This window comes from Methylobacterium sp. 174MFSha1.1 (genome assembly GCF_900116815.1).
Taxonomy (GTDB): Bacteria; Pseudomonadota; Alphaproteobacteria; order Rhizobiales; family Beijerinckiaceae; genus Methylobacterium.
Genome location: NZ_FPCB01000009.1, coordinates 199,927 through 216,697, shown reverse-complemented (window position 1 = coordinate 216,697; position 16,771 = coordinate 199,927). Strand labels below are relative to the sequence as shown.

General features: G+C 71.2%; 12 protein-coding genes and 2 tRNA genes. 7 read left to right on the top strand and 7 right to left on the bottom strand.

All coding sequences use genetic code 11. The annotated features are described in order from the left end of the window. Window positions 1-14 precede the first annotated feature (14 nt). From BM430_RS08690 to BM430_RS08670, 5 genes are all read right to left on the bottom strand, one after another. Complete coding sequence (locus BM430_RS08690; protein WP_093566842.1) at window positions 15-668, bottom strand: class I SAM-dependent methyltransferase; 654 nt, start codon at window positions 666-668, stop codon at window positions 15-17. Next, the gene (locus BM430_RS08685; RefSeq protein WP_093566841.1) at window positions 665-2,533 is read right to left on the bottom strand and encodes an ABC-F family ATP-binding cassette domain-containing protein; all 1,869 of its coding nucleotides are present in this window, start codon (window positions 2,531-2,533) and stop codon (window positions 665-667) included. Before BM430_RS08685 ends, BM430_RS08690 begins: the two co-directional genes overlap by 4 nt. Window positions 2,534-3,268: 735 nt before the next feature. After that, window positions 3,269-3,344: transfer RNA gene (locus BM430_RS08680), tRNA-Phe, on the bottom strand. A gap of 84 nt (window positions 3,345-3,428) precedes the next feature. Further along, window positions 3,429-3,504 (bottom strand) — tRNA-Phe (locus BM430_RS08675). Between the two features lie 117 nt (window positions 3,505-3,621). Further along, window positions 3,622-6,030: a type IA DNA topoisomerase gene (locus BM430_RS08670; protein ID WP_093566840.1), complete on the bottom strand. Its 2,409-nt coding sequence runs from the start codon at window positions 6,028-6,030 to the stop codon at window positions 3,622-3,624. A gap of 215 nt (window positions 6,031-6,245) precedes the next feature. Between BM430_RS08670 and BM430_RS08665 the strand changes: the two genes are divergently transcribed. The 5 genes from BM430_RS08665 (at window position 6,246) to BM430_RS08645 (ending at window position 13,241) form a co-directional block, all read left to right on the top strand. Beyond that, window positions 6,246-7,235, top strand: coding sequence for an ArsR/SmtB family transcription factor (locus BM430_RS08665; RefSeq protein ID WP_093566839.1), 990 nt, complete (start codon window positions 6,246-6,248; stop codon window positions 7,233-7,235). A 26-nt stretch (window positions 7,236-7,261) separates the two neighbouring features. Further along, window positions 7,262-8,176, top strand: coding sequence for a methylenetetrahydrofolate reductase [NAD(P)H] (metF, locus tag BM430_RS08660; RefSeq protein WP_093566838.1), 915 nt, complete (start codon window positions 7,262-7,264; stop codon window positions 8,174-8,176). A gap of 517 nt (window positions 8,177-8,693) precedes the next feature. Next, a complete protein-coding gene (gene metH, locus BM430_RS08655; RefSeq protein WP_093566837.1) occupies window positions 8,694-12,443 on the top strand; it encodes a methionine synthase in 3,750 nt (1,249 codons plus the stop codon). 60 nt (window positions 12,444-12,503) lie between these two features. Next, window positions 12,504-12,761 carry a hypothetical protein gene (locus tag BM430_RS08650; RefSeq protein WP_093566836.1) on the top strand — a complete coding sequence of 86 codons (258 nt, stop codon included), beginning with the start codon at window positions 12,504-12,506 and terminating at the stop codon, window positions 12,759-12,761. Window positions 12,762-12,827: 66 nt separating this feature from the next. Next, the gene (locus BM430_RS08645) at window positions 12,828-13,241 is read left to right on the top strand and encodes a hypothetical protein (protein WP_093566835.1); all 414 of its coding nucleotides are present in this window, start codon (window positions 12,828-12,830) and stop codon (window positions 13,239-13,241) included. Here BM430_RS08645 and BM430_RS08640 read toward each other — a convergent pair. Continuing rightward, window positions 13,235-13,453 (bottom strand): hypothetical protein, encoded by a 219-nt coding sequence (locus BM430_RS08640; RefSeq protein WP_093566834.1) that lies wholly within the window; start codon window positions 13,451-13,453, stop codon window positions 13,235-13,237. The genes BM430_RS08645 and BM430_RS08640 overlap by 7 nt on opposite strands. Before the next feature lie 157 nt (window positions 13,454-13,610). On the opposite strand from BM430_RS08640, the gene BM430_RS08635 reads away from it, so the two are divergent. Together BM430_RS08635 and BM430_RS08630 are read left to right on the top strand one after the other, a co-directional pair. Beyond that, a complete protein-coding gene (locus BM430_RS08635) occupies window positions 13,611-14,156 on the top strand; it encodes a formaldehyde-activating enzyme (protein ID WP_093566833.1) in 546 nt (181 codons plus the stop codon). 117 nt (window positions 14,157-14,273) lie between these two features. Beyond that, window positions 14,274-15,131: a collagen-like domain-containing protein gene (locus BM430_RS08630; protein ID WP_093566832.1), complete on the top strand. Its 858-nt coding sequence runs from the start codon at window positions 14,274-14,276 to the stop codon at window positions 15,129-15,131. A 227-nt stretch (window positions 15,132-15,358) separates the two neighbouring features. Here BM430_RS08630 and BM430_RS08625 read toward each other — a convergent pair whose 3' ends face one another. Next, window positions 15,359-16,591, bottom strand: a complete 1,233-nt coding sequence (locus tag BM430_RS08625) for a BaiN/RdsA family NAD(P)/FAD-dependent oxidoreductase (RefSeq protein ID WP_093566831.1) — start codon at window positions 16,589-16,591, stop codon at window positions 15,359-15,361. Between the last annotated feature and the right edge of the window lie 180 nt (window positions 16,592-16,771).

Here is a 16,771-nt window from a genome sequence, read left to right as displayed (position 1 = left end):
AATATGGCCCCGCCCTAGGCGATCGTCCCGGGCGCGTGAAGCCCCGGAATGCCCTCACGGACGCCGTCCTTGACGAAAGCCACCCGGTCCCAGGTCACACCGGGCCGGCGGAGCTGGGCATCCCCGTCCGTCCGGCGCAGGAGGCAGCGCAGGCCGTGCGCCTCGGCCAGCGCGATCGTCTCGGCGGCGGAGACGTCGAACATCCGGCGCCCGGGCGGCACCGGGCCGTGGCGCAGCGACAGGGCCGCCACGCCGCCGGGCCGCAGCAGGGCGGCGAGGCGCGGCATCGCGCGGTGGCGCTCGGCCGGGTCGAGATGCATCCAGACGGCGGTGAGCATCACGACGTCGAAGGCCGCAGCCCGCCCGGCAAGCGCCGGCAGGTCGGGCAGGCCGTCATCGAGCCAGTCGATCAGCGGCGAGGGATGCAGGGCAATTGCCCGCCGGCGCAGCTCGGCGGTCGGCTCGACGGCGGTCACCCGGTAGCCGAGGGCGGCGAAGCCCGCCGCGTCGCGTCCGGTCCCGGCCCCGATGTCGAGGACGTGGCCCGGCGGCGCGGGCAGGAGCGGCAGGATCGCCGCGTGGATGTCCGAGAAGGCGATGCTCTCGTAGCGCGAGACCAGCGCCTCGGCCTCCGCGGCGTAGCCGGCCGTGCTGCCAGCCTCCGTCATCCGTCCGCCTCCAGCTCCCCGCTCACCATCAGCCACTCCTCCTCCGCGGTGCCCAAAGCCGAGGCGGCCTCCGCGCGCATGCGGGCGAGCTCGCCGGCCTTGGCGGCGTCGGTGCGGAAGGCGGTGCCGTCGGCGAGGGCCGCGTCGATCTTGGCGATGGCCGCCGAGAGCTTGGACATGCGCGCCTCCACCGCCTCGAGCTTGCGGCGCAGGGGGGCGAGGGCCGCCCGGCGCTCGGCGTTGGAGCGGCGCTCCACGGCCTTGGCGCCGCCGGTGGAGTCCTGGCTCTTCGGCGCGTCCGTATCGGGGCCGGCGAGCACCAGGCGGCGGTAATCGTCCATGTCACCGTCGAACGGCTTCACGGTACCGTTGCCCACGAGCCAGAGCCGGTCGGCGCAGGCCTCGACCAGGAAGCGGTCGTGGCTCACCAGGATGACCGCGCCCTCGTAGTCGTTGATCGCCTCGACGAGGGCTTGGCGGCTCTCGATGTCGAGGTGGTTGGTGGGCTCGTCGAGGATCAGCAGGTGCGGGCCGTTGAAGGCCGCGAGCCCCATCAGCAGCCGCGCCTTCTCGCCGCCGGAGAGCTGCGAGACCGGGGTGTCGGCCTTGTGGCCGGGAAAGCCGAGGCGGGCGGCCGCCGCGCGGGCCTTCGCCTCCGGCACGTCCGGCATCAGGTCGCGCACGTGGGCGTAGGCGCTCTCGGCAGGCCGCAGCTCGTCGAGCTGGTGCTGGGCGAAGTAGGCGACGTTCATCTTGCCCCAGCGCCGCACCTCGCCCGAGAGCGGATCGAGCCGGCCGCCGATGAGCTTGCAGAAGGTCGACTTGCCGTTGCCGTTGGCGCCGAGCAGCGCCACCCGGTCGTCGGGGGCGAGCGTCAGGTTGAGGCCGGTCAGCACCGTGCGGTCGGGATAGCCGGCCTGGACCCGCTCCATCGCGACGAGAGGCGGGGAGAGGGCGCGCTCCGGGCTCGGCAGGTGGATCACCGGCACGTCGTCCTCGATGAGCGCCGCGATCGGCTCCATCTTGGCGAGGCGCTTCATCCGCGACTGGGCCTGGCGCGCCTTGGTGGCCTTGGCCTTGAAGCGGTCGACGAAGCTCTGGAGATGGGCGCGCTCGGCCTCCTGCTTCACCCGCGCCTTGGCCTGGAGCATCCGCTTCTCGGCGAGCTGGCGGGCGAAGGAGGTGTAGCCGCCGCGATAGAGCGTGAGCTTGCCGCGGTCGAGGTGGAGGATGTGGTCGACGGAGGTGTCGAGCAGGTCGCGGTCGTGGCTGATGATCAGCGCGGTGCGGGGATAGCGCTCGAGGTAGTCGTAGAGCCAGAGCGTCCCTTCGATGTCGAGGTAGTTGGTCGGCTCGTCGAGCAGCAGCAGGTCCGGCTCGGAGAACAGCACCGCGGCGAGCGCCACCCGCATCCGCCAGCCGCCGGAGAAGTCGGAGCAGGGCCGCGCTTGCGCCTCCGCGTCGAAGCCGAGGCCGTGCAGGATCGCGGCGGCCCGGGCCGGGGCCGAGTGGGCGTCGATGTCGACGAGCCGGGTCTCGATCTCGGCCCGGCGCAAGCCATCGGCTGTCTCGGCCTCGGCGAGCAGCCGCGCCCGCTCGGTGTCGGCGGCGAGCACCACCGCGTGCAGGGTCTCGGGGCCGGCCGGCGCCTCCTGGGCGACGCCGCCGACCCGCGTGCCCTTCGGCAGCCCGATCGTACCGCCTTCCGTGGGGATTTCGCCCTGGATGATGCGGAACAAAGTGGTCTTGCCGGCGCCGTTGCGGCCGACGATCCCGACCCGCGCCCGTTCGGGCAGGGCGAAGCCGGCTTGGTCGAGGATCAGGCGGTCGCCGATCCGGTAGGTGAGGTCGTTCACGCGGAGCATGGCCGGCGTTGTGGCGGCGGCGGGCGTGGGAGGCAAGGGGCGGTGTGGTGCGTCGCACGGTCTACGGCGACGGAGGTTGCTCGCGGGTGCTCGCCTGTTCGGTGGCGCCGGTTCGGGTGAGCCCGCGGGTATGATCGAGGCGATCGGATCTCGGCGATCCCACCTGCGCCCTCACGCCGTGGAAGTGAATGCAGGGGCCTCGAAGCAGGGTTCCAGGGAACGCTGAGCGCCTATCCGACCGAAGTGCACAGAGATTGGAAGCGGACGCACCCCATCCCCACAAGTGTAGGGGCTGTCCGAGGAACAGAAGAGCCGCAGGCTTTTCCCCTCCCCCTCTGCGGGGGAGGGTGGCCCCTGCGTCAGCAGGGGTCGGGAGAGGGGACGCCGCTTCCGGATATGGCTGAGCCGTTTTGAAGGGCCCGAGCTGGATCAGCGTCGCGCTGCCCCTCTCCCGCCCGGCTTTGCCGGGCACCCTCCCCCGCAGAGGGGGGAGGGGAAAGCCCCGCGCTATGTCGTTTCCTCGGACATCCCTGCCACAAGGGGAAGACGAGGCTCGCTCAATCTTCATTTGACCGGATTAAGCGGAAACCGTCTCATCCCGCGCAATGCCGCAGAGTCTGGCGAATGTCACCTTAACTAAAAGGGTCAGGCGACCGTCTTTCCCCCGCCGATCGCCGCAGCAACAAGTCAGGGCCGGGTCTATCGATGGAAAGCCGAAGCATTCGTCTGGAGGAATGGTGCCCGGGGACGGAGTCGAACCGCCGACACTGCGATTTTCAGTCGCATGCTCTACCAACTGAGCTACCCGGGCGCACCGGCCGCGCAGGGCGACGGTCCAAGCACCAGAGATCGTCCTGGTCTCAGGACGGCACCACTCACGTCAGGGACGAGGAAGTGGTGCCCGGGGACGGAGTCGAACCGCCGACACTGCGATTTTCAGTCGCATGCTCTACCAACTGAGCTACCCGGGCCCGCCGGCTGCGCGGGGCAGCGGCGTTGAGCGGGGGTATAGAGACGCTCGGATCGCCTGTCCAGCCGTCTCGTACGGGCGCGCGGGCGATTGTTTGCCGGCGCCCGGCGCGTCGCCGTCACCCCTCCGCCGCCCGCCGACGGCGGGGCGCGCGGCCCGGACTCGCCGGGCTGCGCGGATTGCGGGTGCGGGGCTTCTTCGCCGAATTCTCCCGGGTGGCGGCCTCGCGGGCGGGGGCCGCCCGGGCGTCGGAGCGGGGCCCGTCGCCACCCGCATGGGCGTCGAGGAAGGCGCGGCAGGCGGCGAAATCGGTCTCGATCTCGGGTGGCAGTGCCTCCAGGCGCTTCGCCCGGGCGAGCGAGGCGGCGAAGCGCAGCATCGCCGGGGTCGGGGGACGGGTCGCGCCGTCGCCGGACGGCGCCATCTTCGGCCCCGCATGGGTGTTGAGGAAGACCCGGCAGGCGCCGGCATCCCGCTTGGCTTCAGGGGGGAGGGGGATGCCCTTGCGGGCGGCGAGCGAGGTCGCGAACGACACCATCGCGGCGGTCGGCGCGCGGCCGCCGCGGGGCGGGGCCTCGCCCGCGATCGCCATGCTCTCGACGGCCAGACGCTCGGCGCCCGAGACCGCACCGATCAAGGCCTCGACCCGCTCGCGGGTGCGCTGGCGGAAGGCGTTCGCCCGGCGCAGGGCCTCGTCCTTCGTCGTCGCCCGACCGATCTCGGCCAGCTCCGATTCGAACACCGCCCGCCCGACCGGGTCGCCATAGGCCGGAAAGACCCGGCGCACCGCGGCGACGAAGGCGAGGCCGACCTCCGTCACGGTGATCGCCGGATCCTTGCCCTTCAGCAGCGTGACGTAGTGGCTCTTCATCAGCTTCGGCAGCACCGCGTCGCGGGTCGCCGCGGTGCCGAGGCCCTTCGGCTCGGTCGGGTTGGCGGGGTTCTCCAGCGCCCGCTTCAGGGCGGGATCCTCGATCTGGTCGATCAGCCGGCCCATCACCACCGGCAACTCGCCCCGGGTGATGCGGCGGGGCGGCTCGGTCCGGGCGGTCTCGATCCTGGGCTTCCCGCCGGTGCCAGCCTCGCCGTCGCGGACCGGCGGCAGGCGGCCGGTGGTCGGCTCGTCGTCGGCCTTGGCCTTGCCGGGCACGACCTCGTCCTCGTCGGCCTCGGTGCCGTAGAGGGCGCGCCAGCCCGGCACCTTCACCACGCTGCCGGTGATGACGAAGCGCTTCGCGCCCAGCGGCGTCGGGACGTCGGCAGTGACCGTGGTGCGCGCGTCGATCCCGTCGGCCATGTGGGCGGCGAGGAAGTTCTTCGCGACGAGCAGCCAGAGCTTCAGCGCGTCGGGCGCGACGTCGCCCGGCCCCGGCACCTTGCGCAGCGGCACGATGGCGTGGTGCTCGCCCGGATCCTTGACGTAGTGGCCCTTCGGCCCGCGGCGGATCTGCGGGGTCGCGGGGTTGTGTGCGGCCAGATCTTTGTCGACGGGGGCGATCGCCGCGAGCACCGCGCCGGCATCCTTGGCCTGCGATTCGGGCAGGTGCACCGATTCGGTGCGGGGATAGCTGAGGAACCCCTTGTCGTAGAGCGCCTGCGCGTGGCGCGCCGTGACCTGCGGGTCCCAACCGAAGCGCTTGGCGCAGGCTCGCGCCAGGGTGTCCTTCGAGAAGAGCTTCGGCGGCGCCCGGCGCACGTCCTTCTGGACCACCGCGAGCGGGCCGGCCCAGCCCACGGCCGCGTCGCGGATCGCCTCGGCGTCCTTGACCTCGAAGATCTTGTCCTTCGGCGCGTGCCAGAGAGTCAGGCTCGCGCCGCTCTCCGTCGTCACCGGCAGGGCGATCTTGTAGAAGTCCCGCGGCACGAAGTTGCGGATGCGCTCCTCGAGGTCGGCGAGGATGGCGAGCGTCGGCGTCTGCACCCCGCCGAAGCGCCACGGCTCGCGGAAGGCCGGCGGGCGCAGGCGCAGGGACACCGCCCGCGTGCCGTTGAGGCCGAGATGCCAATCCTCGTATTGCCGGCACAGAGCCTCGAGATAGGCGGCGTAGTCGCGCTCGCCGGAATCGTCCTCGCGCGCCAGCAGCCCGAAGGCCCGGCGGATCGAGATCTCGTCGAGGGCGCCCAGCCGCAGCCGGTCGACCCGTCCGTGCCAGCCGAGATGCTCCAGCACCTCCCAGGCGATCATCGAGCCCTCGCGGCCCGGATCGGTGGCGATGATCACCCGCTCGACCCCGTCGAGCGCCTGCCGGATCGCCGCGAGCTTCGGGGCGTGCGACTGGCCCGAGCGGCCGTGACCGGGGGCGACCGGCAGCCGCTCCATCGCGATCGGCAGCGCGTCGAAGCGCCAGGGCTTCCAGTCCGGCCGGATCTCCCCGGGCTCGGCCACCTCCAGGAGATGGCCCTCGGCGGCGACGCAGATTGTGGTGGGCGAGCGGAAGAACCGCTGCACCTGGCGCATCGCCGAGGGCTTCTCGAAGAAGAAGAGGGTTTTGCCGGACGCTCGACCGGCGGAGGTGGCCTGCGCCATGGAAGCGGGTCGCTCCTGGACGGGCGGGCAGCCCGAACGAAGCGGGAACATACCGGAGGGGCACCGGAGCGGTCAACGGTCGGATCCCATGTTCCCCGCTAGGCTGGTCGCTCAGGTGCCGGTCACGCACCCTCCCGAAACACCGCTTGCGCCCTGCCCATTCCTCACATAAAGATATCTTTATGTTTCAAGTCGGAGGCGAGGAGCCCCTCGATATGACTGCCACCGTCCCCTTCGCCGATGCTCTGGGCGTGCTGCGCGCCGCGGCGGAGGAGACGCGCCTGCGCATCCTGGTGCTGCTCGGCGAGGGCGAGCTGTCGGTTTCCGACCTCACCGACATCCTCGGCCAGTCGCAGCCGCGGATCTCGCGCCACCTCAAGCTCCTGGTCGAGGCCGGGCTGGTGGTGCGCCACCGCGAGGGCGCCTGGGCGTTCTTCCGCCTGCGCGAGGGCGCGGCGGGGCTGGTGGCGCCCCTCGTCGCGGCGCTCGACGCCGCCGAGCCGCCGCTCTCCGAGGACCGGGCCCGACTCCAGGCGGTGCGGGCCCAGCGCGCGGAGGCCGCCCAGAACTTCTTCGCGCGGCTCGCGCCGCAATGGGACCGGGTGCGCTCGCTCCACGTGCCGGAGGCCACCGTCGAGGCGGCGGTGCTCGACGTGCTGGGTGGAGGGCCCATCGGCAGCCTCGTCGATCTCGGCACCGGCACCGGGCGGATGCTCGGCCTGCTCGCGCCCCGGGCCGCCCGGGCCACGGGGCTGGACGCCAACCACGCCATGCTGTCCGTGGCCCGCGCCAACCTGGAGCGCCAGGGCCTGACCCGGATCGACCTGCGCCAGGGCGACATCCACGCGCCGCCCTTCGGCCGGGCGAGCTTCGACCTCGTGCTGATCCATCAGGTGCTGCACTATCTCGACGACCCGGCCCGGGCCCTGCGCGAGGCCGCCCGCCTCGTCGCGCCCGGCGGCCGCCTGCTGGTGGTCGATTTCGCGCCCCACGGCCTCGAATTCCTCCGCGCGGACGAGGCGCACCGCCGCCTCGGCTTCGCCCCCGAGCAGGTCGCCGGCTGGCTCTCCGAGGCTGGCCTCACCGACGTGCGGCTGCGCCACCTCGCGCCCTCCGGGGCTGCGGAGCACCAGCTCACCGTCACGCTCTGGCTCGCCCATCATCCGGAGGCGGCCGCCGGTCTGCCCGACCGCGCCGTCGCCTGATTCGCCCCCTTCCGCCGAGGCCGCCGATGTACCCCACCGCCTTCCGCCCGAGCCGCGAGAGCCGCCGCCCGATCCGGGTCTCGTTCGAGTTCTTCCCGCCCAAGTCCCCGGAGATGGAGGCGACCCTGTGGTCGTCGATCGAGCGCCTGGCGCCGCTCGGCCCCAGCTTCGTCTCGGTGACCTACGGCGCCGGCGGCTCGACCCGCGAGCGCACCCACAACACCGTGTCGCGCCTCGTGCGCGAGACCGACCTGAAGCCCGCCGCCCACCTCACCTGCGTGGCGGCGACCAAGGGCGAGGTCGACGACGTGGTGCGGGCCTACCACGAGGCCGGCGTGCGCCACATCGTGGCCCTGCGCGGCGACCCGGCGGAGGGCGTCGGCACCGCCTACACCGCGCATCCGGGCGGCTACGAGCGCTCCTGCGACCTCGTCGCCGGCATCAAGCGCATCGGCGACTTCGAGGTCTCGGTCTCGGCCTACCCCGAGCGCCACCCCGAGGCCGTCTCCCTCGACCAGGACCTCGACGCCCTGAAGGCCAAGGTCGATTGCGGCGCCGACCGCGCCATCACCCAGTTCTTCTTCGACAACGACCTGTTCTTCCGCTACCTCGACCGGGTGCAGTCGCGCGGCATCGACATCCCGATCATCCCGGGCATCCTGCCGGTGCAGAACTTCAAGCAGGCGGCCAACTTCGCCCGCCGCACCGGCGCCTCGGTGCCGGACTGGCTCGCCGCCCGCTTCGAGGGGCTGGAGGACGACGTCGCCACCCGCAAGCTGGTGGCCGCGGCGGTGGCCGCCGAGCAGGTGCTGGACCTCGTTGACCGCGGCGTCACCGACTTCCACTTCTACACCATGAACCGCGCCGACCTCGTCTACGCGATCTGCCATCTGCTGGGCTTGCGTGCGGCGCCGGTGGCGGCGGAGAAGGCAGCGGCCTGACGATCGTCTCGAAGGAAGCTTGCCTTGACCGAATCGCAGGACGTGAGTGTTCCGCGGTTGCGCCAGATCTTGGCGGATCCTGCCGCTGGCCGGGGCCGCCGTCATCGAGGAGGCGCGGTCCTACGACGCGGAGCGGATCGAGGCACGCCTCAACGATCTCGAGCGACATGTAGCTGCACTTGAGGCCCGTATGGCTGGACAGGAGCAAGGTTAAGCGCGGGATCCCCCCTCTCCCGTGTGGGAGAGGGGCCGGGGGTGAGGGTGACACGCTTCAGTATCAAGCGCTGAGCGTCGAGCTGCCTGCACTACGGTCTGAGCTCGACTCAGAACCGTAGCACCCTCACCCCTACCCCTCTCCCACACGGGAGAGGGGATCCCGCGCTTCTCGGTTCGTCGGGCAGTGACATGGAAGCTGGCCGATACCCGAAAAGCTTCTCAATCAAACCGCGATAACGCGGCCCACATCGTCCCTTCGCGGCCCCGCGCCGCCCAAACGACCCATTGGAACCCCACCCCGATGACCGACTTCCGCCCCGCCGACGGTGCCGAAATCCTGACCGCCCTGCGCCGGCGCGCGGCGGAGAAAATCCTCGTCCTCGACGGGGCGATGGGCACGGTGATCCAGCGCCTCGGCCTGACCGAGGCCGATTTCCGCAGCGAGCGTTTTCGCGAGCACGCCCACGACCAGAAGGGCAACAACGACCTCCTGATCCTCAGTCAGCCCGACGCGATCCGGCAGATTCACCTCGACTACTTCCTCGCCGGCGCCGATGTCGTCGAAACCAACACCTTCTCGGGCACCACGATCGCTCAAGCCGATTACGGCATGGAGGCGATCATCCACGAGCTGAACGCGCAAGGCGCGCGCCTCGCCCGCGAGGCCGCCATCCTCGCCGAGAAGCAGGACGGGCGCCGCCGCTTCGTCGCCGGGGCGATCGGCCCGACGAACCGCACCCTGTCGATCTCGCCGGACGTCAACAACCCGGGCTACCGCGCCGTGACCTTCGACCAGGTCCGCGAGGCTTACGCCGAGCAGGTGCGCGGCCTGATCGCCGGCGGCGCGGAACTCATCCTGATCGAGACGGTCTTCGACACGCTGAATGCCAAGGCGGCGGTGGCGGCGTCCTGGCAGGTCTTCGAGGAGACCGGCATCCGCCTGCCGATCATGATCTCGGGCACCATCACGGACCTGTCCGGCCGCACCCTGTCGGGCCAGACCCCGACCGCCTTCTGGCACTCGCTGCGCCACGCTGAGCCGCTGACCTTCGGGCTCAACTGCGCGCTCGGCGCCCGCGAGATGCGCGCCCATATCGACGAGCTGTCGCGCACCTGCGACACGCTGGTCTGCGCCTATCCGAATGCCGGCCTGCCGAACGAGTTCGGCCTCTACGACGAGAGCCCGGAGGCGATGGCCAAGCTCGTCGGCGAGTTCGCCGAGAGCGGCCTCGTCAACATGGTCGGCGGCTGCTGCGGCACCACGCCGGACCATATCCGCGCCATCGCCGGTGCGGTGGCCGGCAAGGCACCGCGCCGCGTGCCGAGCGTGAAGCCCTTGATGCGCCTGTCGGGTCTCGAGCCGTTCACGCTGACGCCCGAGATCCCGTTCGTGAACGTGGGCGAGCGCACCAACGTCACCGGCTCGGCGCGCTTCCGCAAGCTCGTCACCAACGGCGACTACGCCGCCGCCCTCGACGTCGCCCGCGACCAGGTCGCCGCCGGCGCCCAGGTGATCGACATCAACATGGACGAGGGCCTGCTCGACTCCCAGAAGGCGATGGTCGAGTTCCTCAACCTCGTCGCCGCCGAGCCCGACATCGCCCGGGTCCCGGTGATGATCGATTCCTCGAAGTTCCCGGTCATCGAGGCCGGCCTCAAATGCGTGCAGGGCAAGGCGATCGTGAACTCGATCTCCCTCAAGGAGGGAGAGGAGAAGTTCATCCATGAGGCCAAGATCTGCCGCGCCTACGGCGCCGCCGTGGTGGTGATGGCCTTCGACGAGCAGGGCCAGGCCGATACGCTGGAGCGCAAGGTCGCGATCTGCACCCGCGCCTACAAGGTGCTCACCGAGCAGGTCGGCTTCCCGCCCGAGGACATCATCTTCGATCCCAACGTCTTCGCGGTGGCAACCGGCATCGAGGAGCATGACGGCTACGGCGTCGCCTTCATCGAGGCGGCGCGGATCATCCGCGAGACCCTGCCCCACGCCCATATCTCGGGCGGCATCTCGAACCTGTCCTTCGCCTTCCGCGGCAACGAGCCGGTGCGCGAGGCGATGCACGCGGTGTTCCTGTACCATGCGATCAAGGTCGGCATGGACATGGGCATCGTGAATGCCGGCCAGCTCGCGGTCTACGACGAGCTGCCGGCGGAGCTGCGCGAGCTGTGCGAGGACGTGGTCCTCAACCGCCGGTCCGACGCGACCGAGCGCCTGCTCGACGCCGCCGCCCGCTTCAAGGAGGGGGGCCAGGCGCGCGACAAGGGCACCGACCTCGCCTGGCGCGAGGCGCCGGTGGAGAAGCGCCTGGAGCACGCGCTCGTCAACGGCATCACCGAGTACATCGAGGCCGACACCGAGGAGGCTCGCGCCAAGGCGGCCCGCCCGCTCCACGTCATCGAGGGCCCGCTGATGGCCGGCATGAACGTGGTCGGCGACCTGTTCGGCGCCGGAAAGATGTTCCTGCCCCAGGTCGTGAAGTCGGCCCGCGTGATGAAGCAGGCGGTGGCCTACCTGATGCCGTTCATGGAGGCGGAGAAGGCCGCCAACGGCGGCGTCGGCGGGCGGCAGGCCGCCGGCAAGGTGCTGATGGCGACCGTGAAGGGCGACGTCCACGACATCGGCAAGAACATCGTCGGCGTCGTGCTCGCCTGCAACAACTACGAGATCATCGACCTCGGCGTGATGGTGCCGGCGGCCAAGATCCTGGATACCGCGCGGCGTGAGAACGTCGACATCGTCGGCCTGTCGGGCCTGATCACGCCGTCCCTCGACGAGATGGTCCACGTCGCGGCCGAGATGGAGCGCGAGGGCTTCGACGTGCCGCTGCTGATCGGCGGGGCGACGACGAGCCGGGTCCACACCGCGGTGAAGATCCACCCGGCCTATGCCAAGGGCCAGGCGGTCTACGTGACCGATGCGAGCCGCGCCGTCGGCGTGGTCTCGAACCTGCTCTCGCCCGACACGAAGGTACAGACGATCGAGACGGTGCGCGCCGAGTACAAGCGCGTCGCCGAGGCCCATGCCCGCTCGGAGGCCGACAAGCAGCGTCTGCCGCTCGCACGAGCTCGCGCCAACGCCTTCAAGGCCGATTGGTCGGCGTACAAGCCGGTCAAGCCGACCTTCACCGGCACGCGCGTGTTCCGCAGCTACGATGTGGCCGAGCTCGTTCCCTACATCGACTGGACGCCGTTCCTGCAGACCTACGAGTTCAAGGGCCGCTATCCGGCGATCCTCGACGATCCCGAGCAGGGACCGGCCGCCCGCGCCCTGTTCGAGGACGCGCAAGCGATGCTGCGCCAGATCGTCGAGGAGCGCTGGTTCAACCCGAAGGCGGTGATCGGCTTCTGGCCGGCCAACGCGGTCGGCGACGACATCCGGCTGTTCACCGGCGAGAGCCGGACCGACACGCTCGCCACCTTCCACGGCCTGCGCCAGCAGCTCTCGAAGCGCGACGGCCGGCCCAACACCTGCCTGTCGGACTTCGTGGCCCCGGCCGAGAGCGGGCTGCCCGACTATGTCGGCGGCTTCGTGGTCACGGCGGGCCTGGAGGAGGTTCGGATCGCCGAGCGCTTCGAGCGCCAGAACGACGATTACAAGTCGATCCTGGTCAAGGCTCTGGCCGACCGCATCGCCGAGGCCTTCGCCGAGCGGATGCACGAGCGGGTGCGGCGCGAATTCTGGGCCTACGCGGCCGACGAGTCCTATACGCCGGCGGACCTCGTCACCGAGCCCTATGCCGGCATCCGCCCGGCCCCGGGCTACCCGGCCCAGCCCGACCACACCGAGAAGACGACCCTGTTCGACCTGCTCCAGGCGGAGCCGCGGATCGGCGTCAAGCTCACCGAATCCTACGCGATGTGGCCGGGTTCCTCGGTCTCGGGCCTCTACCTCGCCCATCCGGACGCGCACTACTTCGGCGTCGCCAAGGTCGAGCGCGATCAGGTCGAGGATTACGCCGCCCGCAAGGGGATGGACGTGGCCAAGGTCGAGCGCTGGCTCGGGCCGGTGCTGAACTACGATACGGCGCGGTATCGGGCGGCGGCGGAGTAGGGAGTGCTTGCCTCCGGGGGCGGTCCGTCATCACGATGGGTTGTAACCCCGGAGGTGCGCATGGACGCGAAAGACGAATTGTTGCCGGGACACTGGGATTGGCTCCAGAAGCGTATTCGGCCGCTCGATCCTGATGTGGAGGCGGCCCTGGAAGAGCCGGTGCCCGAGCCCGTTGAGGCGCCGATCGAAATCCCGGAGAACTGGGACTGGCTGCGCCGTCTCGTCGGCCCGCTGGACGAGGATTTTGAGCGGGCGGCGACCGAGGAGTTGCCTCTGCCTCCGGACGACCCGGTGGAGGACCCGGACTCCACTCCCTGACCCGGGCTTGACCGCCGCCGCCGGCCCGGCTCAAAGCTTGACCCGAGGATGCGGGAAGGATCGGGGATGCGGACAGGATCATGGGCGCTCGCGCTCGTCGCCGTCGTGGCGGCGGCCGGCTGCACCGAATTCTCCTACATCTCGAAGACCTATGTCGGCCTCCAGCCGCAGGTGGTCACGATCGGCTGCAACGATCCCTACGAGGTCTACGACCAGCGCCAGCAGCGCAAGGTCCTGATCGTCTCGAACCACTTGCGCGAGGTCGCGGGCTGCGGCCTCGAGGGCAAGGACCCGGCCCTGACCCGGCGCCGCCGCTTCTCGGAGGCCGCCGCGAGCTACCTGCGCGAGACGGCGCGGGAGACCTGCACCATCGTCGGCGAGACGGTGTTCACCGATCTCCAGACCGAGTTCGTCTATTCCTGCGCCGAGCCGATCGAGAAGCCCGGCACCAAGGTGCCGCGCCTGCCGGGCCGCTACTGAGGATCGTCGCCGTCGACGGGCGGATGCGGGAAGGTGCGCTCGGCCGCGTCGCCGGCGGCCGCCAGCATCGCCCGGGCGAAGCGGCGCGCCTCGGCCCGGTCGAGGGCGATCGCCGCCGTCACCGGCGCGCCGTCGAGGTCGGCGAGGTCGAGTTCGAGCCGCACGCCCGCCTCGGTCGGCGTCACCCGCAGGGTCCAGTCGCGATCGCTCATCCGTCCGCTTCAGCTGTTCGAGGGCGCGAGGCCCATTCCTCGGCCCTATAGACCAATTTCCGGACAGGTCGATGGGTCCGCCGCCGTTGACGGCACGACCGCCGCCGTGGTCGACCCGCGCCGGGAAAAGCCCCTGCTTCGAACCGAGGAACCGCAGATGAGCGAGATCGTCTTCCGCACCGGCGAGGCCACGGTGCTGGCCGCCGAGGGCCAGTACACCGACGCGATGCCGGAGGTGCTGATCGGCTCCGTGCGCGGTCCGGTCGGCCAGGCCTTCGCCTCGATGATGGGGCAGGTCCAGGGCCATACCCGCATGTTCGTGGTGCGCGACATCAACCAGCTGGTCCGTCCGGCCACGATGATGACGACCAAGGCGACGATCCACACCGCCGAGTACGTCGAACTGCTCGGCGGCGTGGTCCAGGCCGCGACCGGCGACGCCATCGTCGATTGCATCATCGAGGGCATCCTACCCCGCGACGGGCTCGACGAACTGTGCATGATCATCATGATCTGGCTCGACCCGCGCTGCCCCGAGGATCCGAACCTCGACCGCAAGGATCTCTACCGCACCAATTACGAGGCGACGAAGCTCGCCATCGCCCGGGCGCTGAAGGGCGAGCCGACGGTCGACGAGCTGATCGCCAACCGCCGCACCGTGCGCCACTACGCCCTCGAAGGCGTGCTCGACGAAGAGGCCTAACAAGTGGTTTACGGCGGGCATCTGCGCAGTTGACCGCAGCTTGACAGCGCCGCAAGGTGCGCCGCCCGCCACCTCTGCCCTGCGCGCGGGCCGTCCATCATGCCTCGAGGCTGAACGATGCGTCCATTCCGCGCCGCGTTGATCCTGTCCGCCTGTGCCGTCCTGTCCGGCCCGGCTCTCGCGCAGCCGCAGAGTCCGGCCGGCGGCCGCGCGGCCGCCCCGGCGCAACAAGCCATTACGGTCTGGGACGCCCGGATCGAGGCCGGCGACCTGACCGTCTCCGGCAGCGTCGGCAAGGCCGGGGTGGTCGTCACCCTCGACGACGACATCCCGGTCACCTCGGACAAGCGCGGCCGCTTCACCCTGAAGGTGCCGTACGTGCCGCAGAACTGCGTCGCGACGCTCAAGGCTGGCGAGGCCTCGCGCGAGATCGCGGTGGCGAATTGCGGTGCCACCGGTGCGCCGGGGCCGAAGGGCGAGCCCGGCCCGACCGGGCCGCAGGGCATGGCCGGCCTCGCCGGGCCCCCCGGTCCGAAGGGCGAGCCCGGTCCCAAGGGGGATGCAGGGCCCAAGGGGGATGCGGGGCCCAAGGGCGAGGCAGGACCTAGGGGCGAGCCCGGCGCGAGGGGCGAGGCGGGTCCCAAGGGTGAGCCCGGTGCTCCGGGGGCCCGTGGCGAGGCCGGGGCGAAGGGTGAGGCGGGTCCCGCCGGGCCGCAAGGGCCGGCAGGGCCGCAGGGGCCGGCCGGATCGGCGGGAGCGACGGCGGCCACGGCCGCCCTGCCGTTCCGGATGCTGCGCACCGACGGTTGCGCCAAGCCGCATTGCGAACTCGTCTGCGACGAGGGCGAGACCTTCGTGTCGGCCTATTGCCTGCGCGGCGGCAACCCGAACTTCACCCGCCGCGAGAGCGGCGAGGCGGTGGCTTTGTGCCCGTCGGACAGCTCGGGCATGGTCGGGTTCTGCGCGAAGTTGTAAGTCTTCGTCGATCCCACCGGCGGTTTTCCAACCCTCCGAGTCATCCCGGAGCTCGGCGAAGCCGAGAACCCGGGATCCACGACCGCTGACGGTTCAGTGAGAAGCGGAACGTTGGTCGCCTCATCCTGGATCGTCGGCGTTTATGGATCCCGGGTTCCGCTGCGCGGCCCCGGGATGATGGGGAGGATGTCAAAGGCCGTAGATCCCTGCGAATGAGCGCCGCTCCGTCAGCGCTCACCCAGCCACGCGATCACCCCCTGAGCCGCCGCCCGGCCGCTGGCGAAGCTCGCCTGGAGCAGGTAGCCGCCGGTCGGCGCTTCCCAGTCCAGCATCTCGCCGGCGAGGAACGTCCCGGGCCGGCGGCGCAGCATGAAGCGCGCGTCGAGATCCGCGAAGGCGACGCCGCCGGCGCTGGAGATCGCCCGCTCGATCGGCCGCAGGCCGGTGAGCCGCAGCGGCACCGCCTTGATCAGGGCGGCAAGCGCCCCGGCCTCCGCCGGGAGGTCGCGCACCGCCTCGCGTAACAGGCCGGCCGCCGGCGGGCTCAAGGACGCCGCCTTGCGCAGGATCGTCGCGCGGGATTCCTTCGGCCGCGCCCCGGCGAGCCGGCGGGCGAGGACGGTCGCATCGAGGTCCGGGCGCAGGTCGAGGGCGACCACGGCCTCGCCCGTCGCCTCGATCGACTCGCGGATCGGCCGCGACAGGGCGTAGATCGCGCCGCCCTCGATCCCGTCGCGCGTGATCACCGCCTCGCCCCGCACCTGCGTGGAGCCGAGGCGCAACGCGATGCGCTTGAGCGGCGCGCCGGCGAAGCGCTCGGCGAAGACCGGCGACCATGCGGCGGTGAAGCCGGCATTGGCCGGGCGCAGCGGGCTCACGGAAATTCCTTGCGCTTCCAGCACCGGCACCCAGGCGCCGTCGGAGCCGAGCCGCGGCCAACTCGCGCCGCCCAGCGCCAGCACGACCGCGTCCGCCGTCACGCGCTCCGGGCCCTGCTCGCCCGCCAGGATCAGCGCGCCGTCGTCGTCCCAGCCGGTCCAGCGGGTGCGGGTGCGCAAGGTCACGCCGAGCCCGTCGAGCCGGGCGAGCCAGGCCCGCAGCAGCGGCGACGCCTTGAAGGCCTGCGGAAACACCCGGCCGCTCGACCCGACGAAGGTCGGCTGGCCGAGGCCCTCGCACCAGTCGCGCAGGGCCTGCGGCGGGAATTCCCGGATTGCTGCGTCAAGGCGTCGCTCCGGCGGGGCATAGCGGGCGAGGAAGCACTCCAGCGGTTCGCTGTGGGTGAGGTTGAGGCCGCCGCGCCCGGCGATCAGCAGCTTGCGGGCCGGCGACGGCATCCGCTCGATCACGGTGACCCGCAGGCCCGCCTCGGCCAGGATTTCGGCGGCGGAAAGCCCCGCGGGCCCGGCTCCGATCACCGCGACGGTCGCGGCCCCTCGCGCACTCGGTGTCGTCGCCATCGGTGTCGTCATGGCGCCCCATGGCCGCGACGCGGGGCGCCCTGTCAACCTGCCGCTGAGGCAGGACGGCAAAAATAAGAGCGTGGCCGTCAGGCCGAGCCGCCCTTGATCCGCCGCCATCGGGGACATAAGTCGCATCCATCGGCTGCGGGCCCCTCTGGCGAGCTGCGCTTTTCGCGC